General features: G+C 68.7%; 18 protein-coding genes. 6 read left to right on the top strand and 12 right to left on the bottom strand.

The genetic code is table 11. The annotated features are described in order from the left end of the window. Window positions 1–5: 5 nt before the first annotated feature. The 6 genes from gabT to ASF06_RS07765 all read right to left on the bottom strand — a co-directional run bounded on the left by gabT (window position 6) and on the right by ASF06_RS07765 (window position 8,281). Window positions 6–1,346 (bottom strand): 4-aminobutyrate--2-oxoglutarate transaminase, encoded by a 1,341-nt coding sequence (gabT, locus tag ASF06_RS07790; RefSeq protein ID WP_055945341.1) that lies wholly within the window; start codon window positions 1,344–1,346, stop codon window positions 6–8. A gap of 95 nt (window positions 1,347–1,441) precedes the next feature. After that, on the bottom strand, window positions 1,442–2,881 hold the full coding sequence (locus tag ASF06_RS07785; protein ID WP_055945339.1) for a gamma-aminobutyraldehyde dehydrogenase: 1,440 nt from the start codon (window positions 2,879–2,881) through the stop codon (window positions 1,442–1,444). 129 nt (window positions 2,882–3,010) lie between these two features. Beyond that, complete coding sequence (locus tag ASF06_RS07780) at window positions 3,011–3,307, bottom strand: hypothetical protein (RefSeq protein ID WP_055945337.1); 297 nt, start codon at window positions 3,305–3,307, stop codon at window positions 3,011–3,013. A 32-nt stretch (window positions 3,308–3,339) separates the two neighbouring features. Beyond that, window positions 3,340–3,714 carry a hypothetical protein gene (locus tag ASF06_RS07775; protein ID WP_055945336.1) on the bottom strand — a complete coding sequence of 125 codons (375 nt, stop codon included), beginning with the start codon at window positions 3,712–3,714 and terminating at the stop codon, window positions 3,340–3,342. Between the two features lie 124 nt (window positions 3,715–3,838). Continuing rightward, window positions 3,839–4,723, bottom strand: a complete 885-nt coding sequence (locus tag ASF06_RS07770) for a C40 family peptidase (protein ID WP_055945334.1) — start codon at window positions 4,721–4,723, stop codon at window positions 3,839–3,841. A gap of 183 nt (window positions 4,724–4,906) precedes the next feature. Next, on the bottom strand, window positions 4,907–8,281 hold the full coding sequence (locus ASF06_RS07765) for a DEAD/DEAH box helicase (RefSeq protein ID WP_055945332.1): 3,375 nt from the start codon (window positions 8,279–8,281) through the stop codon (window positions 4,907–4,909). 309 nt (window positions 8,282–8,590) lie between these two features. On the opposite strand from ASF06_RS07765, the gene ASF06_RS07760 reads away from it, so the two are divergent. Together ASF06_RS07760 and ASF06_RS07755 are read left to right on the top strand one after the other, a co-directional pair. Beyond that, window positions 8,591–10,744 carry an ATP-dependent Clp protease ATP-binding subunit gene (locus tag ASF06_RS07760; protein ID WP_082500774.1) on the top strand — a complete coding sequence of 718 codons (2,154 nt, stop codon included), beginning with the start codon at window positions 8,591–8,593 and terminating at the stop codon, window positions 10,742–10,744. Window positions 10,745–10,863: 119 nt separating this feature from the next. After that, entirely contained in the window at window positions 10,864–12,447 is a 1,584-nt protein-coding gene (locus ASF06_RS07755) for an amino acid permease (protein WP_082500773.1), read from the top strand. A 60-nt stretch (window positions 12,448–12,507) separates the two neighbouring features. On the opposite strand, the gene ASF06_RS07750 is transcribed toward ASF06_RS07755, so the two are convergent. The 3 genes from ASF06_RS07750 to ASF06_RS07740 all read right to left on the bottom strand — a co-directional run bounded on the left by ASF06_RS07750 (window position 12,508) and on the right by ASF06_RS07740 (window position 15,378). Then, window positions 12,508–13,107 carry a nitroreductase family protein gene (locus tag ASF06_RS07750; RefSeq protein WP_055945329.1) on the bottom strand — a complete coding sequence of 200 codons (600 nt, stop codon included), beginning with the start codon at window positions 13,105–13,107 and terminating at the stop codon, window positions 12,508–12,510. Window positions 13,108–13,267: 160 nt separating this feature from the next. Further along, entirely contained in the window at window positions 13,268–14,347 is a 1,080-nt protein-coding gene (locus ASF06_RS07745) for a threonine aldolase family protein (protein WP_055945328.1), read from the bottom strand. 62 nt (window positions 14,348–14,409) lie between these two features. Then, window positions 14,410–15,378 carry a hypothetical protein gene (locus tag ASF06_RS07740; protein WP_055945326.1) on the bottom strand — a complete coding sequence of 323 codons (969 nt, stop codon included), beginning with the start codon at window positions 15,376–15,378 and terminating at the stop codon, window positions 14,410–14,412. A 213-nt stretch (window positions 15,379–15,591) separates the two neighbouring features. On the opposite strand from ASF06_RS07740, the gene ASF06_RS07735 reads away from it, so the two are divergent. Beyond that, window positions 15,592–16,305: an HAD family hydrolase gene (locus ASF06_RS07735; RefSeq protein WP_235500935.1), complete on the top strand. Its 714-nt coding sequence runs from the start codon at window positions 15,592–15,594 to the stop codon at window positions 16,303–16,305. Window positions 16,306–16,332: 27 nt separating this feature from the next. On the opposite strand, the gene ASF06_RS07730 is transcribed toward ASF06_RS07735, so the two are convergent. Then, the gene (locus tag ASF06_RS07730; RefSeq protein ID WP_082500772.1) at window positions 16,333–17,004 is read right to left on the bottom strand and encodes a nucleoside/nucleotide kinase family protein; all 672 of its coding nucleotides are present in this window, start codon (window positions 17,002–17,004) and stop codon (window positions 16,333–16,335) included. A gap of 36 nt (window positions 17,005–17,040) precedes the next feature. After that, the gene (locus ASF06_RS07725; protein WP_055945324.1) at window positions 17,041–18,783 is read right to left on the bottom strand and encodes a cation:proton antiporter; all 1,743 of its coding nucleotides are present in this window, start codon (window positions 18,781–18,783) and stop codon (window positions 17,041–17,043) included. 85 nt (window positions 18,784–18,868) lie between these two features. On the opposite strand from ASF06_RS07725, the gene ASF06_RS07720 reads away from it, so the two are divergent. The 3 genes from ASF06_RS07720 (at window position 18,869) to ASF06_RS07710 (ending at window position 24,867) form a co-directional block, all read left to right on the top strand. Beyond that, window positions 18,869–20,110, top strand: coding sequence for an MFS transporter (locus ASF06_RS07720; RefSeq protein ID WP_055945323.1), 1,242 nt, complete (start codon window positions 18,869–18,871; stop codon window positions 20,108–20,110). A gap of 63 nt (window positions 20,111–20,173) precedes the next feature. After that, window positions 20,174–21,427, top strand: coding sequence for an MFS transporter (locus ASF06_RS07715; RefSeq protein ID WP_055945321.1), 1,254 nt, complete (start codon window positions 20,174–20,176; stop codon window positions 21,425–21,427). Window positions 21,428–21,435: 8 nt separating this feature from the next. Beyond that, entirely contained in the window at window positions 21,436–24,867 is a 3,432-nt protein-coding gene (locus ASF06_RS07710) for a TM0106 family RecB-like putative nuclease (RefSeq protein WP_055945320.1), read from the top strand. 84 nt (window positions 24,868–24,951) lie between these two features. On the opposite strand, the gene ASF06_RS07705 is transcribed toward ASF06_RS07710, so the two are convergent. Further along, entirely contained in the window at window positions 24,952–25,233 is a 282-nt protein-coding gene (locus ASF06_RS07705) for a hypothetical protein (RefSeq protein ID WP_055945318.1), read from the bottom strand. Window positions 25,234–25,280: the final 47 nt, after the last annotated feature.

Below are 25,280 nucleotides of genomic sequence, written 5' to 3'. Positions count from 1 at the left end.
TCCTTTTATCGGATCTGTGAGCGGACGGCGTCTTCGAGCACACCGATCCCCTCGAGCAGGAGAGCGTCGTCGATGACGAGCGAGGGGAGCAGGCGGATCACGTTTCCGTAGGTTCCGCAGGTGAGGATGATGACGCCCGCCTCGAGGGCCGCAGCGGCCACGCGTTTCGTGATGTCGGCATCCGGCTCTGTGGTGCCGGGCCGCACGAATTCGATGGCGAGCATCGCGCCGCGGCCCCGCACGTCGCCGATCACGCCGGTGTCGTCGGCCAGCGCCCGCAGCCGCGGCACAACGATCTCCTCGATGTGGCGCGCACGGCCGGCCAAGTCGTGCTCGCGCATCTGGGCGATGGATGCGACGGCCGCGGCACACGCGATCGGGTTGCCCCCGTAGGTGCCTCCCAGGCCGCCGGCGTGCACGGCATCCATCAGCTCGGCGCGACCGACGACGGCCGCCAGGGGAAGCCCGCCCGCGATGCCCTTGGCGAGGGTCATGAGGTCGGGCACGATGCCCTCGTCGTCGCTGGCGAACCAGGAGCCGGTGCGGGCGAAGCCCGTCTGCACCTCATCGGCGATGAAGACCACGCCGTTGGCCGTGGCCCAAGCGCTCAGGGTGGGCAGGAAGCCCGGAGCGGGCACGATGAAGCCGCCCTCGCCCTGGATGGGCTCGATGATCAGGGCCGCGACCTGGTCGCCGCCCAGCTGCTTCTCGATGGCCAGGATGGCGCGGTTCGCGGCGGCGACGCCCGAGAGGCCCGGCTCGTCGCGGAACGGGTACGACATGGGCATGCGGTAGACCTCGGGCGCGAACGGTCCGAAGTTGGTCTTGTAGGGCATGGCCTTGGCGGTGAGCGCCATCGTGAGGTTCGTGCGCCCGTGGTAGGCGTGGTCGAAGGCGACGACCGCGTTGCGACCCGTGGCCAGGCGGGCCACCTTGATGGCGTTCTCCACCGCCTCGGCGCCCGAGTTGAAGAGTGCGGAGCGCTTCTCGTGGTCGCCGGGAGTCAGCTCGGCCAGCAGTTCGGCGACCTCGACGTAGCCCTCGTAGGGGGTGATCGTGAAACAGGTGTGCGCGAAGTGGGTGGACTGCTCGGTGACCGCAGCGGCGACTGCCGGGTTGGATGCTCCGACGCTGGTGACCGCGATGCCGGCGCCCAGGTCGATGAACGAGTTGCCGTCGACGTCGACGACGACCCCGCCATCGGCATCCGCTGCGTAGACAGGAACGAGCGACGAGACGCCCGCCGATACGGCCTTGCGGCGGCGCTCGGTGAGGGCGGCCGACTTGGGCCCCGGGAACGTGCCCGTGATGCGCCGCTCCTGCGGCAGGCGATGCGTGATGGTCATGGTGTCCTTGTGTCGTTCGCTGAGCTTGTCGTTCCCTGAGCTTGTCGAAGGGGCCGTGTGGAGGTTCCCTTCGACAAGCTCAGGGAACGATGGGGCTACTCCAGCGACGACATCACGTGTTTGATGCGCGTGTAGTCCTCGACGCCGTACATCGACAGGTCTTTGCCGTAGCCCGAGTACTTGAACCCGCCGTGCGGCATCTCTGCCGTCAGCAGGATGTGCGTGTTGATCCACACGGCTCCGAAGTCGAGGTCGCGCGAGACGCGCATCGCGGTGGCGTGGTCTTTCGTCCACACGCTCGAGGCCAGGGCGTAGCGCACGTCGTTGGCGAGCTCGACCGCCTCCTCTTCGTCGCTGAACTTCTGCACCGTGATGACGGGGCCGAAGGTCTCCTCCTGAACGATGTCGTCGCTCTGCAGCACGTTCGTGACGACGGTCGGCTCGAAGAAGAATCCGGTGTCGCCCACCTGGTGGCCGCCCGTGGCGATGACGGCGTGGTCGGGAAGCGACTCCACCTTCGTCACCACGTCGGTGAAGTGGTTGATGTTGTTGAGCGGGCCGAAGTAGTTCTCGCTGTCGTCGGCGCTGCCGGTCTTGCGCTCCTTCGCCTCGCTCGACAGCGCCTCGACGAGCTCGTCGTGAATGGACTCGTGCACGAGCACGCGGGTGATCGCCGTGCAGTCCTGGCCGGCGTTGTAGAACGAGAAGTCGGCGATCGCCGCGGCGGTCTTCGCCACGTCGACGTCGCCGAAGACCACGGCCGGCGCCTTGCCACCGAGCTCGAGGTGGGCGCGCTTCAGGGTCTTGGCGGCACCGGATGCGACGGCCATTCCCGCGCGCACCGATCCGGTGATCGAGACCAGGCCGGGGGTGGGGTGGTCGACGATCGCGGCGCCGGTGGCCCCGTTGCCGAGCACGATGTTGAGCACGCCGTCGGGCAGGATGCCCTGGCTGATGCGGGCGAGCTCGAGGGTCGATTCGGGCGTGGTGTCGCTGGGCTTCAGCACGATGGTGTTGCCGGTGGCGAGGGCGGGTCCGATCTTCCAGATCGCCATGAGGAAGGGGAAGTTCCACGGGGTGACCTGGCCGACCACGCCGATGGGCTCGCGGCGAACGTAGGAGGTCGTGCCCTCGATGTACTCGCCGGCGCTCTTGCCCTCGAGCAGGCGGGCGGCTCCGGCGAAGAAGCGGATCTGATCGGCGCCGGCCTCGACCTCGTCTGTGCGGATCGTGTCACGGGGCTGGCCGGTGTTGCGGTGCTGCGCTTCGACGAGAGCGTCGGCGTTCGCCTCGATGGCGTCGGCGAGCTTCAGCAGCGCGAGCTGGCGGGCGCCGGGAGTGAGGCGCGCCCAGGGCTTGAAGGCGGCCTTCGCGGCCTTCATCGCGACATCGACATCGTCGGCGGTGGAGACGGGCGCCTGGGCCACGGTCTCGCCGGTGGCCGGATTCACGATGTCGAGCAGCTCGGAGCCCCCTGGCGTGACGAACTGGCCGTTGATGAAGTTCTGGAGCGTGGGCGTGGACACGGATCTCATCCTCTGCGTCGAGTGGCGGAACAACCTGGGCGGCTGGGGCCAGTCTGGCACTGCCCGCGCCGTCGCGGCGATCGAATCGGTAAAGATTTGATTCCGAATGTTATCACTCGGCGCTCGTGCTCCGCAGCGTCACTCCGCAGCGACGGCGATCCAGCGGTTGCCGACCCTGCGGGTGAGTTCCGGCGTGCTCAGCTCTGCCAGCTCGCCCGCCAGGCCGAAGATGCCGAGCGCGATGCTGCGCGCATCCGGATCGTCGTCGCCGGTGAAGCGGATGACGACCCTCGCCTCGCCGCGGACCACCGCGATGCTGGAGGCCTCGACGATTGCGAGCGTGCGTGCGTCGTCGCTGAGCTCGGGAAGCAGGCGCGCTGCCGCGACGCCCGGGCGCAGCGCGCCGATGGCGGCGGAGAACCGGTAGGAGGGCACGCAGCGAGTATGCCACCTGCGCTCGCGGAGAGTCAGGAGACGGTTGTTCCTCGAGAGCGCCGCTGGAGCCTCGCGACGGTGTCCTCCGCGAGGTCGGCGTAGGCCGCGGACAGCGCCGCCGAACGCCGAAGAGGCCCGTCGTCGCTCGCCATGATCAGTTCCACGAGCGTTGGATGGCCGTCCTCGAGCGTGACGACGACGTCGAGGTTCATGGGCAGGGAGGAGGGAAGCGCCGTCGTGTATCCACCCGAGCCCAGCTGCACCTGGATGACCCGGTCGGTGCGGTTGAACACGTGCGCTCGTCGGTCGAATGCGTACGCGGCGACGACATCGAGCGCCTCGAGCGGATCGAGCGGCGTCTCGTAGGAGGCGGAGAAGCGGAGGGGTGCATCCTCGGGGTGTGTCACCTCCCCACGATGCCTCGTGGGGTCTCCTCGTCGCAAGCGCCGAGCGCGGGACTTCGCGCCGAGCGCGCGGGCTCAGCCGGCGCGCACTGCGGAAACACCCGCGCTCGACGGCGGCCGGACGCGGCTACAGGCGGTAGAAGACCGGGCTGCCCCAGAGGCTGTGGGCGTGCTCGACGAAGCGACCGAAGTCGGGGGAGTGGATCACGCCTCCCGCGCCGTCATAGATTCCGATGTGCTCGCCGGGCCAGACCACGAGGTCACCGGCTACAGCTTCGCTCTCGGAGATCTGCGTGGCGAGCGCCGACTGGTGGTCGACGCCGCGGGGCAGGGAGATGCCGAACTGGCCGTAGACGTACTGGGTCAACCCGTCGCATCCGAAACTGTCGTTGGGGTCTGCGCCCCAGCCGTAGGGTACGACGCCCACGAACTGCTCGGCGTAGGCCACGACGGCCTCGCCGCTGTAGCCGCCCTGGGGTGCGGCGAAGGTTCTGGGTGCCGACGGGGTGGAGGGTGTCGACGGGGTCGATGCGGCCTCGACGGCTGCCGCAGCGGCGGCGAGTGCATCGGCGGCGGCCTGGGCCGCGGCGGCCTCGGCGTCGCGCTGGGCCTGCAGCACCGACATGTCGGTGGAGTTGTACGAATCGCGGGTGGCGGACAGCGCAGTGACCTGGCTGTCGGCGTCGACATCGATCGTCTGCGTGGCGGGCGCCGTCTCGTCGACGAAGGTCTGGCCGGCGTTGACCGTGGTGGCGACGGGGTTGGTGCCCGTGGGCATCATCGCGTAGGCCGGCAGAGCGGTGACGCTGGCCATGCCCGCCGCGACGACGAAGACGCCGGCTCGGGCGAGATTGCGGATGCCGCGGCTCTTCGGCTTGATCGCCGTCGGCTTGTAGGTGCGCGACTCCCGAGCAGCAGCCGCGAGGGCAGCCCGAGTAGGAGCCTGGAAGGTCGAACGGTGCTGCCCGGCGAGTGCAAGGGCTGCGGATTCTGCTGAGTGTCGTCCACTCATGCTTTAGTACCTCAGGGATCTGTAGAGCGTCGGGCAGGTATTCGGGTTCCCCCCGTGCGGATGCTTCCCGTACGCAGGTCGACGACGCGATCGGCGGGGGTGCTTTCCAACCCGGGCGACGGTACAGGGGCGCCCTGAGTGAAAGCTGGCAAATGTGAGCTGCGCTCAAACGGGGAACACGCCTCAGGACTCGAGCAGACCCCGGATGTCGTCGGCCGTGAGCGCCTGGCTGAACGCGGCCTCGTCGTCGAGCACCGCGTCGGTGAGCTCGGCCTTCTTGGCCTTGAGCGCCATGACCTTCTCTTCGATCGTGCCCTCTGCGACCAGTCGGTAGACCATCACGTTCTTGGTCTGCCCGATGCGGTGGGTGCGGTCGATGGCCTGCGATTCGGATGCGGGATTCCACCACGGGTCGAGCAGGAAGACGTAGTCGGCCTCGGTGAGGTTGAGCCCGAATCCGCCGGCCTTGAGGCTGATCAGAAAGACCGGGGCCTCGCCCTGCTTGAATCGGTCGATGATGTCTTTTCGCCGGCGCGACGAGCCGTCGAGGTATTCGTAGGGCACACCGAGCGCGTCGAGTCGTGCGGCCGCCTTCTGCAGGAAGGTCGTGAACTGGCTGAAGACGAGAGCGCGGTGCCCCTCGGCCACCACGTCGTCGAGCTGCTCCATCAGCGAGTCGAGCTTCGACGACGGGATGTTCGCGTACTTCTCGTCGATGAGCGACGCGTCGAGGCTGAGCATGCGCAGCAGGGTGATCGAGCGGAACACGATGAAGCGGTTCTTGTCGAGGTCGTCGATGAGGCCCAGCAGCTTCTGCCGCTCGCGCTGCAGCACCCCGTCGTAGAGCTTGCGGTGGCTCGGCGCGAGCTCGATCTGCAGCTCCTGCTCCTGCTTCTCGGGCAGTTCGGGTGCGACGAGCTGCTTGGTGCGTCTCATCATGAGGGGCCGGATGCGACGGCGCAGCCGCGCGATCAGCTGCGGGTTCTCGCCGCGATCGATGGGCCGAACGTAGTCTTCGGTGAACCGGCGCGACGACGGGAACAGCCCTGGCGCCGTGATGGCGAAGAGGGACCACAGCTCGAGGAGGTTGTTCTCCATGGGCGTGCCTGTGATAGCCAGCTTGAACGGAGCCTTCAAGTCGCGGGCGCATTGGTGGATGCGCGAGGTGTGGTTCTTGGCGAACTGCGCCTCGTCGAGAATGAGCCCGGCCCAGTGGCCCGAGTTGTAGGCCGCGAAGTCGAGCCGGAACAGGGCGTACGACGTGACCACTATGTCGGCGCCGGCCGAGATCGCGGCCACCTTCTTCTTGCTCTTCGCCTCGGTGGCGCTGATGGAGCGCACGACGAGGTGCGGCGTGAACCGCTGCGCCTCGGCGACCCAGTTCGACACGACCGAGGTCGGAGCGACGACGAGGAACGGGGCGCGCGTCTCTCCGGAGTCGGCCGCGGCAGGCTGCTGCCGGGCGTGCGCGACGAGCGCCAGCGTCTGCAGCGTCTTGCCGAGCCCCATGTCGTCGGCGAGGATGCCGCCCAGCGAGTGCGCGTGCAGAAAGACCAGCCACGAGAATCCATCGACCTGATAGGGCCGGAGTTCGGCTTTCACCGTCGAGGGAACCTCCACGGTGTCGACGCCGTCTGCCGCGTTGAGCCCCGACACGGCCGCGCGCCAGCTCGTGGCCTCGACGGTTTCTTCGGCGAGGTCTTCGAAGTCGGCCCAGAGACTGGCCTGGTAGCGGCTGATGCGCGGAGCGTCGGTCTCCCACTCTGCGATGCTGCGGGCCTCTTCGATGAGTTCGAGCAGTCTCTCGAATACAGGCTGCTCGAGCGAGATGTAGCTGTTGTCGACCAGCTTCAGCTTCTTCTTGCCCTTCGAGAGGGCGGTGAAGAGCGGCCCGAACGGGATGGTGCGCCCCTCGACGGTGACCATGATGCCGAGGTCGAACCAGTCTCGCTTGTCGGTCTCGACCGTGGTGACGGTGAGCTCCGGCGCCTCGGTGAGCTCGACGTAGTCGGGTCGAGTGCCCACGGTCTCGACCACCACGTCGTCGCGGCCGTCGATCTGGTCGATGACCTCGACCACGAACTGGGCCGCGTCGACCCCGTCGAACACGTTGCGGCTCGCGAAGGCCACGCTCGGGTCGGCCCCTCCCCACCCGCGCGCCGTGAGGGTGTGCGACAGCAGAGACAGGATGCGATCTTCTGCGGCGTCGTCGCGCAGCGCCCTGTCGGCCCCGGTCGACTGAAGGGGGAGCAGCCGCTCGCCGCCGTAGCGCCACCCCCACGAGATGCGCAGGCGACCCTTCGGCTCGAAGGTGGCCGTGAGCACGAGCGTGGCCTTCGCCTGCTCGGGAAGGGCGACCGACTCGTCGGTGCTGGTGACGGGCAGCAGGCGGCGCAGCCGAGGGTAGTAGTCGGCGAGGAACTCGGGGACCTCGTTCTTCGGCACCTCGATTGCGCGCGAGGCCGTGTCGAAGACCAGGCGGCGCTGCTCGTCGGCGAGCGGCGATTCGAGGGGCGCGAGGGCCACGCTGAACCGCGGACTGAGCGCATAGGAGTAGAGCCCGTGCGTGCCGATCGGCCCCACGGACTCGGCCGCCACCTCGGCGCCGTCGAAGTCGATCGACGTGGCCAGCGTGAGGTCGCCCGAGTCGCCGGCCGAGGCATCCAGACCCACGCTCGCCCGACGGGCGACCGCGACCGACGCGTCTTTCTTCACCCCGACGAGCGCGATGCCGAGCCGCTCGGCCTCGTCGAGCAGGTGCCAGAGCAGGGGGCTGGCGAACTCGTCGAGGTAGATCCAGTCGAGGTCTTGACCCGTGTACGTGGCCCGGCTCGCGCGCTGCACGGCAGCGAACTCGGCGAACCAGCGGTGCTGCGCGGGGTCGAGGTTCATGCGGTTGGCCTGATGCATGAAGGTGCCCCAGGTGAGGTTGTTGCGCACCCAGGCCCCGGTGGATGCGCTGCGCACCACGGGCCGCACGCCGAGCCGGCGGGTCGCGGCCACCGCGGGCGACGACCGCGGCGACGCCGACGTGGAGGTGGGACCACGCCACCGGTCGTGCGTGCGGGTCGCCCGCTCACGCAGCTCGAACTGCAGGGCCATGGGCACGGAGCCGGGGCTGTCGATCTCGGCGCTCGCGCCCGTGTCGGCGTCGGCACCCGCTCCCGCGATGCCGACGGCCGTGCCGAGAACGCTCTTCCAATCGGCGGCGACGGATGCCTCGGGCCGGGCGGGCGACGCCACCAGTGGCTTCATGGCGCGCGCGTTGGTGTCGACGAGTGCGGCGGCCACGTGCTTGCAGTCGATGCCGACGGGGCAGTCGCACATGCTGAAGATCGGACGGAAGCCGCGGCCGGTCGTGCCGAGGGTGACCGAGCACGCGTAGGGCTCGGGCGCGCTGCCCTGCACGAAGGCGCTGATCACCCGGGTGTCGGCGTTCCACGAGACGTCGACCACGGCGCCCTGGCGGAAGTAGGCCTGCCCGCGCTCGAACGCGTTGCGGCCGACGAGCCGGGTGATCTCCGTCGCATCGACGAGCGGAAAGATCGACTCGGGCATGCGTCCATGCTCCCACGCACCGCCGACACCGGAGGCTTACCCGATTCTGCTGAGCGACCAGAGGTGACAGAAGGCGGCGGCAGCGCCAGTTGAGTGGCAGCGTTGTGCCCTTCCGGCGCTCTGCGAAGGGCGAAATGACACCACTCAACGCCGCGCGACGGTCAGTTCGCGATCCATGTCGTGTCCGGCGGTGCTTGTGCGGGAATGCTCTGGCGCATCCGTAGCGTTGAGAGTAAAGTTGAGCCAGCAAGGCTCAAGTTTTGAGGCAGCCGGTCGGCCAGCCCCACGATAAATAGAAGGACAGACACAATGCAGGCAGGGCAGGCCCCCGCTCAGGAGGACGCGAAGAGCGCCCTCGAACTGTACGGCGTCAATCTCACCGAGATCGCCGCGAGCGGCAAGCTCGACCCGGTGATCGGGCGCGATGCCGAGATCCGCCGAGTCAGCCAGGTGCTGACGCGACGCACCAAGAACAACCCCGTGCTCATCGGCGAGCCCGGCGTCGGCAAGACCGCCGTCGTCGAGGGGCTCGCCCAGCGCATCGTCGCGGGCGACGTCGCAGACTCGCTCAAGGGCAAGCAGCTCATCTCGCTCGACCTCGCTGCCCTGGTCGCGGGCGCGAAGTACCGCGGCGAGTTCGAGGAGCGCCTGAAGGCCGTGCTCAAGGAGATCAACGACGCCGACGGGCAGATCATCACCTTCATCGACGAGCTGCACACCCTCATGGGTGCGGGTGCCGGCGAGGGCAGCGTGGCGGCATCCAACATGCTCAAGCCCATGCTCGCCCGAGGCGAGCTGCGCATGATCGGCGCCACCACGCTCGACGAGTACCGCGAGTACATCGAGAAGGACAAGGCGATGGAGCGTCGCTTCCAGCAGGTGCTGGTGGGCGAGCCCAGCGTCGAAGACACGATCGCAATCCTGCGCGGGCTGAAGGAGCGCTACGAAGCGCACCACAAGGTCTCCATCGCCGACTCCGCCCTCGTCGCGGCCGCCGCGCTGTCGAACCGCTACATTCCGGGCCGGCAGCTGCCCGACAAGGCCATCGACCTGATCGACGAGGCCGCCTCGCGCCTGCGTATGGAGATCGACTCGGCCCCCGTCGAGATCGACGAGCTGCGGCGCAGCGTCGACCGGCTGAAGCTCGAGGAGCTCGCGCTGAAGAAAGAGAAGGACGACGCGTCGAAGCAGCGGCTCGAGAAGCTGCGCGAAGACCTCAAGACCCGCGGCGCAGCCCTCAAGGAGCTGCAAGACCGGTGGGAGCGGGAGCGTGCGAGCCTCAACCGCGTCGGCGAGCTCAAGGAGAAGCTCGACGCCGCACGCATGAAGGCCGAGCGCGCCCAGCGCGAGGGCAAGCTCGAGCAGGCCTCGAAGCTGCTCTACGCCGACATCCCCGTGCTCGAACGGCAGCTCGCCGAGGCCGAGGCCGTCGAACAGGACGGCCCCCTGATGGTCAACGACCAGGTCACCAGCGACGACATCGCGAGCGTGATCGCCGCCTGGACCGGCATTCCCGTCGACCGGCTCACCCAGGGCCAGACCGAGCGGCTGCTCGGCCTCGAGGGCGAGCTCGGCAAGAGACTCATCGGGCAGAAGCGCGCCGTCGTGGCGGTGTCGGAGTCGATCCGGCGCTCGCGGGCGGGCATCGCCGACCCCGATCGGCCCACCGGGTCGTTCATGTTCCTCGGCCCGACCGGCGTCGGCAAGACCGAGCTCGCGAAGGCGCTCGCCGACTTCCTCTTCGACGACGAGAAGGCGCTCATCCGCATCGACATGTCGGAGTACGGCGAGAAGCACTCCGTTGCGCGTCTGCTCGGTGCCCCTCCCGGATACATCGGCTACGAGCAGGGAGGCCAGCTCACCGAGGCCGTGCGCCGTCGTCCGTACTCGGTCGTGCTGCTCGACGAGGTCGAGAAGGCGCACCCCGAGGTCTTCGACGTGCTGCTCCAGGTGCTCGACGACGGTCGACTCACCGACGGGCAGGGCCGCACGGTCGACTTCCGCAACACGATCCTCATCCTCACGTCGAACCTGGGGTCGCAGTACCTCGTCGACGGCTCGCTGACCACCGAGCAGAAGGAGGAGGCCGTGCAGGCCCTGGTGCGCCAGGCCTTCAAGCCCGAGTTCGTGAACCGGCTCGACGACATCGTCGTGTTCCAGGCGCTCACCCGCGAAGACCTCGCGCAGATCGTCTCGCTGTATGTCGATCGGCTGGCTCGCCGCATCGGCGACCGCCGGCTCGAGCTCGCCGTCACACCGGATGCCCGTGCCTGGCTCGCCGAGAAGGGTTACGACCCGATCTACGGGGCGCGTCCACTGCGTCGTCTCATGCAGCACGAGATCGACGACCGCCTCGCGACGGAGATCCTGCGCGGAACAGTGCGCGACGGCGACACCGTTCGGGTCGACCTCGACGACGACGGCGAAGGGCTCACAGTTACCGCGGAGGGCAACAACGCCTAGCGCCTCGCCCATCGTTTCGGCCGTGTAAAAAAGGGGGCCACCCGTCGTCGGGTGGCCCCCTTTCGGGTCTAGGCTCTCTTTCTGCGAGTCAGCAGACGTCGACCGAAACGAGGCATTCCATGACGAAGTCAGAGCCATCCGTGAACCCGTCCGACACGCCCACGCCCCGAGACCGGCGCCTCGCCGCGGCTCGCAACCGGGAGGACCTCGGCGACGAGCTCACGAGCGTGCAGGACTTCTCGCATGAGCAGGAGGGCTATCACAAGACCCTCAAGCCGAGGCAGCTGCAGATGATCGCCATCGGCGGCGCCATCGGAACAGGACTCTTCCTCGGTGCCGGAGGGCGGCTCGCGTCGGCCGGCCCGTCGCTCGTGATCGTCTACGCGATCTGCGGTCTCTTCGCCTTCCTCATCCTGCGGGCCCTCGGGGAACTCGTGCTGCACCGGCCGTCATCCGGTTCGTTCATCTCGTACGCCCGCGAGTTCTACGGCGAGAAGATGGCCTTCGTCGCCGGGTGGATGTACTTCCTCAACTGGGCCATGACCGCCATTGTCGACGTGACCGCCGTGGCCCTGTATGTGAAGTTCTGGTCGGCGTTCACCGACGTGCCGCAGTGGCTGCTCGCGCTCATCGCCCTCGCGATCGTGCTGAGCCTCAACCTCGTCTCGGTGAAGGTCTTCGGCGAGATGGAGTTCTGGTTCGCGATCATCAAGGTCGTTGCACTTGTGGCGTTCCTCATCATCGGCGCGATCTTCCTCGCGTTCTCCTTCCCTACGGATGTCGGCAACGGCGAGACGGGGATCTCGCTGCTCGTCGACAACGGCGGCTTCTTCCCCGCCGGCCTCGTGCCGACCGTGCTGGTGGTTCAGGGCGTGGTGTTCGCCTACGCGGCCATCGAGCTCGTCGGCACCGCGGCGGGAGAGACGGCCGATCCGAAGAAGATCATGCCCCGCGCGGTCAACACCGTCGTCATCCGCATCGCCGTCTTCTACGTGGGCTCGGTCCTGCTGCTGTCGCTGCTGCTGCCGTACACCGCGTACAAGGCGGGCGAGAGTCCCTTCGTCACGTTCTTCTCGAGCATCGGCAGTCCCGAGGTCGGGTCGATTGCCGGCAACATCATGAACTTCGTCGTTCTGACGGCTGCCCTGTCGAGCCTGAACGCCGGGCTCTACTCGACCGGTCGCATCCTGCGTTCGATGTCGGTGGCGGGAGCTGCGCCGAAGTTCACCGGGCGCATGAACGCGTCGGGGGTGCCGTACGGCGGAATCCTGCTCACCGCTGCCATCACCTTGCTGGGCGTGGGCCTCAACGCGATCGTGCCCGAGCAGGCGTTCGAGATCGTTCTCAACGTGTCGGCGCTCGGAATCATCAGCGGCTGGGGCACGATCATCCTGTGTCAGATGCGGCTGCAGAAGTGGGCGAAGGAGGGCCGGCTGGAGCGCCCGTCGTTCCGCCTGTTCGGGGCGCCGTTCACCTCGTGGCTCACGCTTGCGTTCCTCGCGACGGTGCTGGTGCTCATGGCCATCGACTTCCCGGTCGGAACGATCACGATCTCATCGCTCGTCGTGATCATTCCGCTGCTGATCATCGGCTGGTACGCCAGCCGCGACCGCATCCAGGCGATCGCGGCCGCGCGCGAGGGCCACACCGGTCCGTTCCCGGTGGTCGCGGAGCGACCGGGAATCGACAGCACGAAGGAGTAGCGGCCGGCCCCTGAGCTCGTCGAAGGGCCTCCCTTCGACGAGCTCAGGGAACGGGGCCTGCTACTCGTTGACGAGAACGATCTCGTCGAGGGGGAAGCGCTCGCGCGGAGCCTTCTCGCGGGCGATCGCGCCCTCTTCGCCGAGTGCCTCGGGGGTGTCGATCGTGCCGAGGGCGGTCACCGTGAGGGCGGTGAGGTTCTCGGGAATCGAGAACGCATCGCGCAGTCCCTCAGCGACGATGCCGCTCATCTGGTGAACGTGCAGGCCCTCGTGGTGCGCCTGCACCGACATGTGGGCAACGGCCTGGCCGAGGTCGTAGGCGGCCATGCCGCGCGGCTTGCCATCGGGGTCCGTGGTCTCGGCGATGTTCACGATGAGCACGGCGGCGTTGGGGGTCCAGGCCTGGTTGAAGCCCATGAGGTTCGAGACGATCGCGTCGAACGCGGCGGTTCCGCGGCGGGCGACGATGAAGCGCCACGGCTGCGTGTTGGCCATCGACGGCGACCAGCGGCCGGCCTCGAGAACGGATGCGAGTGCCTGCTCGTCGATCGCGACGGTCGGGTCGTACGAGCGCGGGCTCCACCGGGCGGCGAGCACCTCGAGGATCGGAGCGCTGGTCTCGTCGGCGCGGGTCACGGCTGTGGTCGTGGTGAGGGTCATGAGGGAGTTCCTTAGGGTGTGATTCTTCGCACCCTCCTCAAATGGCGGATGCGCGGCCCGGCATCCATTGCCTAGCTATGCAAACGCATAGATGTCCCCACTATTCCCGTTCGTCGAGCTTGTCGAGACGGTCCCCTTCGACAGGCTCAGGGTGCGGTGCTCAGCGCTCGGCGAGCAACTCACGCAGGCGCCCTGCGAACGCGTCGACGTCGGCCTCCGTGGTGTCGAAGGCGCACATCCAGCGAACCTCCCCCGTCGAGGGATCCCAGTCGTAGAAGCGGAAGCTCTCGCGGAGCCGGTCCGCGATCTCCGAAGCCACGATCGCGAAGACAGCGTTGGACTGCGTGTGCTGGGTGATCGTCACGCCGTCCAGCCCCTCGACGGCCTGCCGCAGCCGTTGGGCCATCGCGTTGGCCTGCGAGGCGGAGCGCATCCAGAGCCCGTCGCTGAGGAGCGCGATGAGCTGGGCCGAGACGAAGCGCATCTTGCTCGACAGCTGCATGTTCAGCTTGCGCAGGTACGTGAGGCCCTCGGATGCTTTCGGGTTGAGCACCACGACCGCCTCACCGAACATGAGCCCGTTCTTCGTGCCGCCGAACGAGAGGAGGTCCACTCCGGCGTCGGAAGTGAACGCCCGAAGCGGCACGCCGAGGTAGGCGGCGGCGTTGGAGATGCGCGCGCCGTCCATGTGCAGGGTCATGCCGCGGGAGTGCACGTGGTCGGCGATCGCTCGGACCTCGTCGGGCGTGTACGCGGTGCCGAGCTCGGTGGTCTGCGTGATCGACACGGCGAGCGGCTGCGCGCGGTGCTCGTCGCCCCAGCCCCAGGCCTCGCGGTCGATGAGTTCGGGTGTGAGCTTGCCGTCCGGCGTCGGAACGGTGAGCAGCTTCAGGCCCGCAACGCGTTCGGGCGCCGCGTTCTCGTCGGTGTGGATGTGAGCGGTCTGCGTGCAGATCACCGCACCCCAGCGGGGCAGCATCGATTGCAGGCTCAAAACGTTGGCGCCCGTGCCGTTGAATACGGGGAACGCCTCGACGCCGTCGCCGAAGTGCTCGGCCATCACGTGCTGCAGGCGGGCCGTGTAGAGGTCTTCTCCGTAGGCGATCTGGTGGCCGCCGTTGGCCGCGGCGACGGCGGCGAGCACCTCGGGGTGCACGCCGGCGTAGTTGTCGGACGCGAACCCGCGGTAGTCGAGGTCGTGAAGGCGCAGGGGAGTGGCGGTGTCAGTCGAAGGGGTCACCTTTCCAGTGTGGCGCACGGGCCGCGCACGGGCGTTGCGTTCGGCGCGTCTTTGTTGTCGCGTCAGGTCTCGATACCGAGGGTCGGCCACGTGGGGGTGCCCGTCCAGCCGCGCTCGCGGAGTTCCTGCTCGAGGGTGTGCAGCAGGTGGCCCGGGTTGCGGATGTCAAGAGCGACCGCCTCGATCGTCTTCCACTTGATGGCGTCGAGCTCCCTGCGCCTCACCACGTCGCGCTGCCATTGCGACCTGTTCGTTCGATGGCCGTCGCCCTGGTACTCGAGACCCACGTTGAAGCCGGGTATTCGCAGGTCTGGCTGCGCGATCGTGTCGCCCCGGGCATCCAGAATCGGTTCGTTCACGATGGGATCGGGAAAGCCCGCGCTCTGCACGATCAGTCGGAGGCGGGTCTCGTAGGGGGAGTCGACGCGCTCGCGGATGAGATCGAGCGCTGCCGAGATGAGCCGCCCGTGTCGCCGCGCCGGGTTGCTCGCCGCCTCGTCGCGCAACTGGTTCATCGTGACGAAGGGGGTTCGTCGGCCGTTCGGCTGTCGAAAGCCGCGCAGCAGGTAGTCGCCCGCGATCACGAGCTCGACGAGATCGAGCTGGCTCGCGAGGTCGAGCCAGATGCGTGCCGCCCGGGAGATGCGCAGTCCGCGGGAGTCGAGCCAGGGTGCGTAGTGCGCGCCGGGCGTCCATGAGTGTCCGATGACGCCGGGGCGTTGGGGTGCGCGGGCCGGTTTCGCCACGGTTGCGTGGATTGCGGAATCTCTTTGGAGTCGCCAGGGCAGTGGCACACCGTAGAGCCGAGCTGCCGTCGAGTGACTGATGAACAGGGTCGGGGTGGCTACGGCCTGCAGGGCCATGCAGCGGTCTCGAAGCGCAGTCGTTCCGGCCGGCAGGCGAGCCCCGTGGAAGGGTGCCTGCAGATCCGAGGCCCTGAGCTGCTTCGACGACGCCCCGAGCGACAGCGCCTCGCGGGTCGAGAAGGCGCGACCGACGACCGGGGGAGGCAGCGGCTTGCGTCTGATCACGCCACCACATTGCACCGGATCGGCGAAGCGTCGCGGAATCCATCCACAGGCCCGTCCTGCCCGGTCGAGCTTCGTTGAATTGAGGTGCAGTAAAGCGCCCATCGGGCAGTCATCGAAGGGCGCTTTGCTGCACCTCGCTCGAGCGCAAGGGGGTCGAGCGCATCCCGGCGGGAGGACTAACGTGGCCGACTTCACACCAACCGAGAGGACACGATGGCCACCGGCGAGAGCTTCGACGACACCACCCGCACCGCTGAGAACGAGCCCGAGACCTGGTCTCCGATGCCGAAGGCGGTGCTGTTCGACATCGACGGAACCCTCGTCGACTCCAACTACCTGCATGTGGATGCCTGGAGCCGGGCCTTCGAGAAGGTCGGTCACCCCGTCGAGGCCTGGCGCATCCATCGTTCGATCGGACTCGACAGCGCTCGACTGGTCGAGACCCTGCTCGGCGACGACGCCGACGAGCTCGGAAGCCGCGCGAAGCAGCTGCACGCCGATCTCTACGGCGACATGTACGACCGGCTGATTCCTCTTCCCGGAGCCGTCGAGCTGCTTCACGCGCTCGCGGACGCGGGCATCAGGGTCGTGCTCGCGACGAGTGCGCCCGAGGACGAGCTCCACGTTCTCACGGGCGTGCTCGACTCCGACGACGCCCTGCACGCGACGACCTCGTCAGACGACGTCGACACTGCGAAGCCCGAGCCCGACATCGTGAACGTGGCGCTCGAGCGGGCCGGGGTGCAGGCATCCGAGGCGCTGTTCGTGGGCGACGCCGTGTGGGACATGGTGGCGGCGGAGCGCGCGGGCGTGCGGTCGATCGGCGTGCGCACCGGCGGGTTCGGCGCCGACGAACTGACGGATGCCGGCGCGACGCGGGTGTTCGACGACACCGCGGCGATTCTGGCTGCGTTCAGAAAGCGGTGACCAGAGCCGGCCTGAGGGCGGCGCCCTTCAGATGAGTCGCAGGATCGCGTCTGCCCTGGATGCCGTGGCCGCGATCGCCTCGGCGTTGCGTTGATCGCTGCCGAGCGCCCAGAGCTCGGCTTCGGCGCGGGTCTTTCCATAGGCTTCGTGTCGCCTGATCAGCCTGTCCTGTCGCACCGATTCGCGCGGAGCCAGGAACCAGACCTGGTCGATCGCGGCCCGCGCCCGGGGCCAGGCTCCGCTCTCGAGCAGCAGGTAGTTGCCCTCGGTGATGATGAGCGGGGTCTCCGGGTGGATCGGAATCGATGACCCGATCGGCTCCTCGATCTCGCGCAGGAACCGCGGGGCGTAGACGATCCCGTCGTCGTCACCGACGTCATCAGCATTCGGCCGCCGCTGATCGCGGATGCGGCTCATCAGGCCCGCGTAGCCGCCCGCATCGAAGGTGTCGTGCGCGCCCTTGCGATCGCGGCGCCCCAGCGCGCGCAGCACCTCGTCGGCGAGGTGGAAGCCGTCCATGGGCACCAGCTCAGCGAGGGCGGGGCCGAGAGCGTCGATCAGCTGACCGGCCACGGTCGACTTGCCTGCACCCGGAGCCCCCGTCAGGCCCAAGATGTGGCGCCGGCCGGGGGTGGCGAGGCCACGGGCTCGGTCGACCAGCTCGTCGAACGAGAGGTCTTCTGCAGTCAGATCGATCACGCGGTCATCTCCGGAGGGCGTAAGGCGGAAGGGCGATCAGTGGTCCGACGCGCGGGGCCTCAGCCTAGTCTCCTCGACGTCGAGCATCGCCTGGGCCTGGGCGAGGATCCGCGAGGGGTATGCGCCCCGGCGCCGCGCATCCAGAAGCCGTTCGCGTTCGGCGAGCACCACGGCCAACCGCAGCTGCCGGTAGACGCGGTGGGGCGTCTCGCCGTCACCCGAATAGGTGGGCGACGCCTCGTGCGAGCGTTCCCAGGCGGCTTCGGCCCTGAGGAACGACGACTGGCGAACGCGCTCCACCACGTCGGGGTCGACGTCGTTCGTACTGTCGGTGGCCGCCGCGGGGTCGTCGAGCACGGCCAGGCCGGCAAAGCTGATCTCATCGAGCAGGGTGGCGAGCTCGCGCCGGTCCTCCGCCTCGTCGACGCCCTGGATTCCGAGCAGGCGGATGAGCCAGGGCAGAGTGCCGCCCTGCACGATCAGGGTCACCACGGCGACGGTGAACGCGATGAGGATCAGCTGTTCGCGGTACGGAATGGAGTCGGGCAGCGACTGCGCTGCCGCCAGGGTGACCACGCCGCGCATGCCCGACCAGCTCAGCACGATGCCTCCGCGCCAGTCGATGCTCTCGCGGCGCAGCTGCTCGAGGTCGCTGCGCCTGCGCTGGTACATGCGCTCTTCCCGCAGGCGTCGCCGCGCCGTCCAGACGCCTCGGTGGGGTGTCTTTCGATAGTGATAGAGCGCGAGCAGGTTCTTGTAGGTGAGCTTCTCGGCGTGTTCCGCGCGTCTCTTCAGCAGATACACGAGGGGGCCGATCCAGAGGAAGCGCACGAGCGTCAACGCGACGACGGCGATGAGACCGAGCCCGATGGCATCCGTCACGCTGAGCACCTCGGGGTTCTCGACGTCGTTGATGAGCGTGCGGATCTCGAGCCCGATCAGCAGGAACACGCCGTTCTCGAGCAGGAACTGGATCGTGCGCCAGTTGATGCGGTCGCTGATTCGTGCCTGCGCCGAGAATGCCGACGGCGCGTGGTGCCCGGTGTAGAGGCCGGCGACCACCACCGCGAGAACGCCGGATGCGCCGAGCGCCTGGGTGGGAAGGAACGCCAGGAACGGCACGGCGATGGAGATCGCGGTGTCGAGCACGGGGTCGTTGAGTTTGGTTCGCACGAACACCGAGACCAGGCCGGCGAGCAGGCCGATCACGATCGCCACGAAGACCGCGAAGAGGAAGTCGCCGATGGTCTCCCACGGAGAGAGCAGGCCGCCCGCGGCGGCGGCGGTGGCCGACCGAAGCAGCACCAGGGCGGTCGCGTCGTTCACGAGACCCTCGCCCTCGAGCACGGTCAGGATGCGCGGGGGCAGTCCCAGACGACGGCCGATGGATGTCGCGGCGACGGCGTCGGGAGGGCTGATGATGGCGCCGAGGGCGATGGCCGCGGCCAGGTTGAGGTCGGGCAGCATCGTGAAGAGGAGGAAGCCCGAGCCGAAGGCGGTGACGATGACGAGCACGACCGAGAGGCTCGTGATGGTGCTGAAGTTGCGTCTGAAGTCGACGACGGGCACGCTGATGGCCGCCGCATAGAGGATGGGCGGCAGCACCACGTCGAGCACGAGCTCGCCCTCGATGTGCAGTTCGGGGAATCCGGGCAGGAACGAGATTCCGACGCCGACGATCACCAGAATGATGGGAGCGGCGACTCCGAGGCGCTTGGAGAAGTACGCGACCGCGACGATGACCGCGATGCCGAATACTGCGTAGACGCCGAGTTCCATGGTCACTACAGGGTAGTGCGGCTATGTTCCGGCCACATTTCGCAGCCCGGGGGCAAACTACATGCCCAGGCTATATAGTTGATCAGTGCCAACTTCTCCATCACCCCACACCGGATCCATCCTCAAGCAGCCGCTCGCGGTCTGGGCGGTCGCCTTCGCCAGCGTCATCGCGTTCATGGGCATCGGCCTCGTCGACCCGATCCTGCCCGCCATCGCGAAGAGCCTGAAGGCCAGCCCCACCGAGACCTCGCTGCTGTTCACGAGCTACCTCGTCGTCACCGGCCTCGCCATGCTCATCACGAGCTGGATCTCGAGCCGCATCGGCGCCAAGAAGACGCTGCTCATCGGCCTCGCGCTGATCATCGTGTTCGCGGCGCTCGCCGGATTCGCGGGCAGCGTCGAGGGCGTCATCGGCTTCCGCGCCGGATGGGGGCTCGGCAACGCGCTCTTCATCTCCACCGCCCTGTCCACCATCGTCGGCGCGGCCAGCGGAGGAAGCGGAGCGGCGATCACGCTCTACGAGGCCGCGCTCGGCGTCGGCATCGCCGTCGGCCCCCTGCTCGGCGGCACGCTGGGCACGATCAGCTGGCGCGGTCCGTTCTTCGGCACCGCGGTGCTCATGGCCGTGGGATTCATCGCGATCGTCACGCTGCTGCGCGAGGACAAGACCGCCAAGCGCACGCCCACGAAGCTGTCGGCGCCGTTCACCGCGATGAAGGTGCCCGGCATCCGCTATCTCGCCGGAATCGCCCTGTTCTACAACATCGGCTTCTTCGTGCTGCTGGCCTACACGCCCTACCCCCTCGGGCTGAACGAGATGGGCCTCGGCTACACCTTCTTCGCGTGGGGACTCTCCGTGGCCTTCACCTCGGTGTTCGTCGCGCCCCTGCTCACGAAGCGCATGAAGCGCACGAGCGTGCTCAAGCTGGTGCTCACGATCCTCGCGCTCGACCTGATCGCTGGCGGCATCGTGATCGACTCGCAGGCCGGACTCATCGTGTGCATCGTCATCGGCGGGCTCATGCTCGGAATCGTGAACACGGTGCTGACCGAGAGCGTGATGGAGGCGAGCGACCTGCCCCGATCGGTGGCGTCGTCGTCGTATTCCGCGGTGCGCTTCCTCGGTGGTGCGTTCGCCCCTCCCGGTGCCGCCGCCCTCGCGGACGCGATCTCGCCGAGCGCACCCATGTACGCGGGAGCCGCATCAGTGCTGGTCGCCGTGCTGATCGCGTTCCTCGGCCGCAAGGCCCTGCGCCGGGTCGACTCCGCCCACGAGGAGAGCCCGCTCGTCGAGGCCGAGGCGATCACGGTGGGCGAGTCGCTGTAGAAGCCCGTTCGTCGAGCCTGTCGAGACGGGAACGTAAGCTCGAAACGCCCGTAGCCTGAGGTAGTGCCACGCCTCTTCCGCTCTGCTCCTCGCGAGCGCCTCTCCCGCGACGTCTACGTTCTCGGTCTCATCGCCTTCTTCGTGATGGTCGGCTTCGGTGTGGTCGTTCCCGTTCTGCCCGTCTTCGTGCGCAGCTTCGGCGTCGGCTACGCCGAGGTCGGCGCCGTGGTCTCGGCCTTCGCCCTCATGCGCCTGGTCGCGAGCCCTTTCGTCGGCAAGCTCATCGACCTGATGGGCGAGCGTGTGGTGCTCGCCGTCGGAATCGGCATCGTCGCCGTCTCGAGCGGACTCGTCGGGATCGCCGCGGACTACCCGCACCTGCTGATCCTGCGCGGCGTCGGCGGAATCGGCTCGGCCATGTTCACGGTCGCCGCCATGACCCTGCTGCTCGGCTCGACCAGCGCCGCGCATCGCGCCCGCGCCGTGGGCTTCTACCAGGGCGGCTTCCTCATCGGCGGAATGACCGGCCCCGCGATCGGAGGCCTCCTCGCCACGATCTCGCTCACCGCTCCGTTCTTCTTCTATGCCGGCACCCTCGCCGTGGCCGGAATCGTCGGCCTGGTGCTGCTGCGACCCCGCGCGCAGCCCGCCGACGGGCAGGCCGTGGCCGCGGGCGCTCCGGATGCCGACGGCTCGGTGAACCCGCTGGTTCCCCTTCGCGACGTGCTGCGGGATGCGCGCTTCCGCGCCGCCTGCCTCGCGAACTTCGCGCAGGGCTGGAACTCCTTCGGGGTGCGCAGCGCCCTCATCCCCGTGATCGTCGTCGAGGTGATCAAGGGACCGAGCTCGTTCACGGGTATCGCGTTCGCCATCGCCGCCGTCGCACAGACCCTGGCACTCGGCCCGGCTGCGCGCTTCATCGACCGCGCAGGGCGCAAGCCGGCCCTCGTGCTGTCGCTGGCCGCGGCTGCGGTGCTGACCGTGGCCATCTCGTTCACGGGCGACATCGTCACGCTCACTGTTCTGCTCAGCCTTTACGGGGTGGTCTCGGCGTTCCTCGGGATCGCGCCCGCGGCATCCGTCGGCGATGTCGTCGGCCGACGCGGCGGGCGCGGCATCGCCATCTTCTCGATGAGCTCCGACATCGGCGCCATCGTGGGGCCGCTCGCGGCGGGCGCGCTGGTCGACGCCTTCTCGTTCCCTGTCGCGTTCGGCGTGGGCGCCGTCTTCTTCCTGGCAGCGTCGCTCTACTCGCTCCGGATGCCTCGGACGGTGTCGGCGGCTCCCGCTAGCGTGGGTACGACGACGGAAGGTTAGGCGTATCCATGTTCCTTCTCGACGGCACGGTGGTCTACTCCGCCAGCGACCTCACCGCAGCAGCGGCGTGCGAATGGGCCCTGATGCGCAGGCTCGACGCCAAGCTCGGCCGCATCGACGCGGTCGTCGAGGCCGAAGACGACATGCTGCGGCGCACGGCGACGCTGGGCGACCTGCACGAGCTCGCGACGCTCGAGCAGCTGCGCGAGGAGGGCGGCGTCGTCGAGATCGAGCGCCCCGCGATCGACCAGGTGGCGGTCGCCGCCGAGCAGACCCTCGACGCGCTTCGCTCGGGGGCGGCCGTCGTGTTCCAGGGCGCGTTCTTCGACGGGCGGTTCCTGGGCTACTCCGACTTCCTGGTGCGCGACGGCGTCGACGACGACGACGCGCCCGCCTACTCGGTGTACGACACCAAGCTCGCCCGCAAGGCCAAGATCACGGCGCTGCTGCAGCTCGCGGCCTACGCCGATCAGCTGCAGCAGAACGGCATCCCCACGAGCGAGACAGTGCACCTCATTCTCGGCACGGGTAAGACCACCTCGCATCGGCTGCGCGACATCCTGCCCGTCTATCGTCGGCGGCGCGCACGCCTGCAGCAGCTCGTCGACGACCGCGTGGCCGATCCCGAGGCCACGCCGTGGGGCGATCCGCGCTACACGGCATGCGGGCGCTGCGCCGCCTGCGCCGAGCAGGTCGAACGCACCCGCGACGTGCTGCTCGTGGCGGGCATGCGGCTCACGCAACGGGCGCGCCTGCGGGCCGCGGGCATCCAGAGCATCGACCAGCTCGCGGTGGCCACGGGCCCCGTCGCCGGCCTCGCCCAGTCGACGCTCGAGTCGCTCGCGGGGCAGGCGCGCATGCAGCTCGAACCGCCGGCCCCGGGCCAGGCGCTGAGCTGGCAGATCGCCGATCCGGCACCGCTCGCCGCCATTCCGGTGCCCGACGACGGCGACATCTTCTTCGACTTCGAGGGCGACCCCCTCTATCAGGAGGGCTCCGCGTGGGGCCTCGACTACCTGTTCGGCCTCGTCGAACCGGATGAGACGTTCGTGGCGTTCTGGGCGCACGATCTGGCCCAGGAGCGGCAGGCGCTCATCGACTTCCTCGACTACGTGGCCGAGCGCCGGGCCCGGCATCCGCTGATGCACATCTACCACTACGCCTCCTACGAGCGCACGCATCTGCTCACGCTGGCCGCGAGGCACGGCGTCGGAGAAGACGCGGTCGACGACCTGCTGCGCCAGAACGTGCTGGTCGACCTGTACCCGATCGTGCGGCAGGGCGTGCGCATCGGCACGCACAGCTACTCGCTGAAGAAGCTCGAGCCGCTCTACATGGGCGACGCCGAGCGGGCGGGCGTGGCCAATGCAGCCGACTCCATCACGGAGTACGTGCGCTCGCGAGAGCTGCTCGCCGCGGGCGACGTGGCGGGGTCGGCGCGGGTGCAAGACGACATCGCCCGCTACAACACCTACGACTGCGTCAGCACGCTGAGGCTGAGGGACTGGCTGCTCGAGCGGGCCGCGTCGGTGTCGCGCGACTCCGTTCCCGAGGCCGGCGGCAGGCTCGACTTCGACCTCCCGGTGCGCGAGCCCGATCCGGTGTACCTCGAACTCGCCGCGTTGTCTGCGGCGGTGCCGCTTGCAGAGCGCACGGCCGACGACACGGCGCTCGCACTCGCATCCGCCGCCATCGACTACCACCGGCGTGAGCAGAAGTCGTTCTGGTGGCAGCACTTCGCGCGGCTCACGGGCCCCATCGACGAGTGGGCAGACACCCGCGACGTTCTCGTCGTGACCGACGCGGTCGTGCTGCGCGACTGGTTCCGCGAGGGCAGGCAGCGCAGCGACCGGCGGCGACTCGGCCTGCGCGGAATCCTCGCGCCGGGCAGCTCGATCAAGCCGGGGCAGAGTCCGTTCATTCTCTACGACGCGCCCTACCCGCCGATCCTGCGCGGGCGAGAACCGGGCGCCAGAACCGCCCACAGCAGGGTCACCGTCGTCGAGACCCTCGACGACGGCACGATCGTCGTCGACGAGATGCTCGAGAAAGACGCGCCCCACTACGACGAGCTGCCCGTCGCCCTGACACCGGGCACGCCCCCGCCGCCCGGCACCCAGGTCGACGCCATCAACGAGTGGGGCAGGGCGATCCTCGACGCGCATCCCGAGCCGCTCGTCGACCCCGCCTACGACGTGCTGCGTCGCAGGCCGCCGCGTGCGACCCTCGCTCCCGTGACCGTCGGCGCCGACGGTGTCGGCGACGTGGCCTCGGCCCTCGTCGAGTCGCTGCTCACCCTCGACCGCTCGTACCTCGCGGTGCAGGGCCCTCCGGGAACGGGCAAGACCTACACGGGATCGCACGTGATCGCACGTCTGGTGCACGAGCACGGGTGGAGGATCGGCGTCGTCGCGCAGTCGCACGCCGCGGTCGAGAACATGCTGCGTGCCGTGGTGGGTGCGGGCGTCGACCGGTCGCTGGTGGGCAAGAAGGCGTCCGCAGCGGCGAGCGCCGGCGACACCGAGCCTGCCTTGACCGTGCTGTCGCCCACCGACTTCGCGCGCTTCACCTCCCGCGACGGCGGCTACGTCGTCGGCGGAACGGCGTGGGACTTCAGCAACGCGTCCCGCATCCCGAGGCAGTCGCTCGACCTGCTCGTCGTCGACGAGGCCGGCCAGTTCTCGCTGGCCTCCACCATCGCCTCGTCCGTGGCGGCGACGCGCCTGCTTCTGCTGGGCGACCCGCAGCAGCTGCCGCAGGTGAGCCAGGGCACCCACCCCGAGCCGGTCGACGAGTCCGCCCTCGGCTGGCTGTCTGCGGGGCACGACGTGCTGCCGCCCGAGTTCGGCTACTTCCTCGCGACGTCGTGGCGCATGCACCCCGCGGTGTGTGCACCGGTGTCCGAGCTGTCCTACGAGGGCCGGCTGGTGTCGCACGCCTCCGATCGACGGCTCGAGGGCGTCCAGCCGGGGCTGCATCCGGTGCCGATCGACCACGCGGAGCGCTCGACATCCTCTCCCGAGGAGGCCGACGCCGTGGCCCGGATCGTCGACTCCGTTCTCGGCCGCACCTGGTCGTCGCGCGGCGTCTCGCGGCCGCTCGGCGAGACCGACATCATCGTGGTGGCGCCGTATAACGCGCAGGTCGAACTGCTCAGGCTGCGGCTCGCGGCGGCCGGGTACGAGTCGATCCCGGTGGGAACGGTCGACAAGTTCCAGGGCCGCGAGGCCGCGGTCGCCATAGTGTCGCTCGCCGCGTCGTCGGCAGACGACGTGCCGAGGGGCCTCGAGTTCCTGCTCCTGGCGAACAGGCTCAACGTCGCGATCTCCCGCGCGCAGTGGGCGGCCTACCTCGTGTATTCGCCAGCCCTCACCGACGCGCTGCCGAGATCCGAAGAGGCCCTCGCTCAGCTGAGCGCCTTCATCCGCCTGGTGTCCTGAGGCATCCGCGCCCTGTCGGCACATCCGCGCCCGGTCGTGCGGCAGCGCATGCGCCCAACGGGGGCGGATGCGAAGGGCGGCCGGCTAGTGCGGGTGCGACGCGGGCTTCGGGTGCCCTGGGATCGAATCGCCGCTCAGGTTGAACTCCGACGGGTCCACCTCGATGTCGCCGACATCGTCGGGGCCTCCCGTGCCGGGAAGCACGAGGATCTCCGAGGAGTCCATGTCCGTGTCGACGGCGTCGCTGTCGGTGACCGCCTCGTTCTCGAGCACATCATCGTCACGCTCGCTCGATGGGCTGTACGACGTGTCCTTCTCGAGGTCTGCTTCTGACGACAATCCATGGGTGCGCTTCTCGTGGGTCATGCCAGCCACGCTATGCGGACAGGCCGCTCGCAACCACCCCCTTGTCA

The sequence above is a fragment of the Agreia sp. Leaf244 genome (assembly GCF_001422695.1).
In the GTDB taxonomy this organism is placed as follows: domain Bacteria; phylum Actinomycetota; class Actinomycetes; order Actinomycetales; family Microbacteriaceae; genus Agreia.
Note: the sequence above shows the minus strand (reverse complement) of the source record. Positions and strands in the feature narration are given on the sequence as shown.

What these genes read in the sequence shown, in the direction of transcription:
- ASF06_RS07705 (WP_055945318.1), bottom strand. Translation starts at nt 25,233, where the DNA reads ATGACCCACGAGAAGCGCACCCATGGATTGTCGTCAGAAGCAGACCTC.
- ASF06_RS07755 (WP_082500773.1), top strand. Translation starts at nt 10,864, where the DNA reads ATGACGAAGTCAGAGCCATCCGTGAACCCGTCCGACACGCCCACGCCC.
- ASF06_RS07770 (WP_055945334.1), bottom strand. Translation starts at nt 4,723, where the DNA reads ATGAGTGGACGACACTCAGCAGAATCCGCAGCCCTTGCACTCGCCGGG.
- ASF06_RS07710 (WP_055945320.1), top strand. Translation starts at nt 21,436, where the DNA reads ATGTTCCTTCTCGACGGCACGGTGGTCTACTCCGCCAGCGACCTCACC.
- ASF06_RS07725 (WP_055945324.1), bottom strand. Translation starts at nt 18,783, where the DNA reads ATGGAACTCGGCGTCTACGCAGTATTCGGCATCGCGGTCATCGTCGCG.
- ASF06_RS07735 (WP_235500935.1), top strand. Translation starts at nt 15,592, where the DNA reads ATGGCCACCGGCGAGAGCTTCGACGACACCACCCGCACCGCTGAGAAC.
- ASF06_RS07785 (WP_055945339.1), bottom strand. Translation starts at nt 2,881, where the DNA reads ATGAGATCCGTGTCCACGCCCACGCTCCAGAACTTCATCAACGGCCAG.
- gabT (WP_055945341.1), bottom strand. Translation starts at nt 1,346, where the DNA reads ATGACCATCACGCATCGCCTGCCGCAGGAGCGGCGCATCACGGGCACG.
- ASF06_RS07760 (WP_082500774.1), top strand. Translation starts at nt 8,591, where the DNA reads ATGCAGGCAGGGCAGGCCCCCGCTCAGGAGGACGCGAAGAGCGCCCTC.
- ASF06_RS07765 (WP_055945332.1), bottom strand. Translation starts at nt 8,281, where the DNA reads ATGCCCGAGTCGATCTTTCCGCTCGTCGATGCGACGGAGATCACCCGG.
- ASF06_RS07750 (WP_055945329.1), bottom strand. Translation starts at nt 13,107, where the DNA reads ATGACCCTCACCACGACCACAGCCGTGACCCGCGCCGACGAGACCAGC.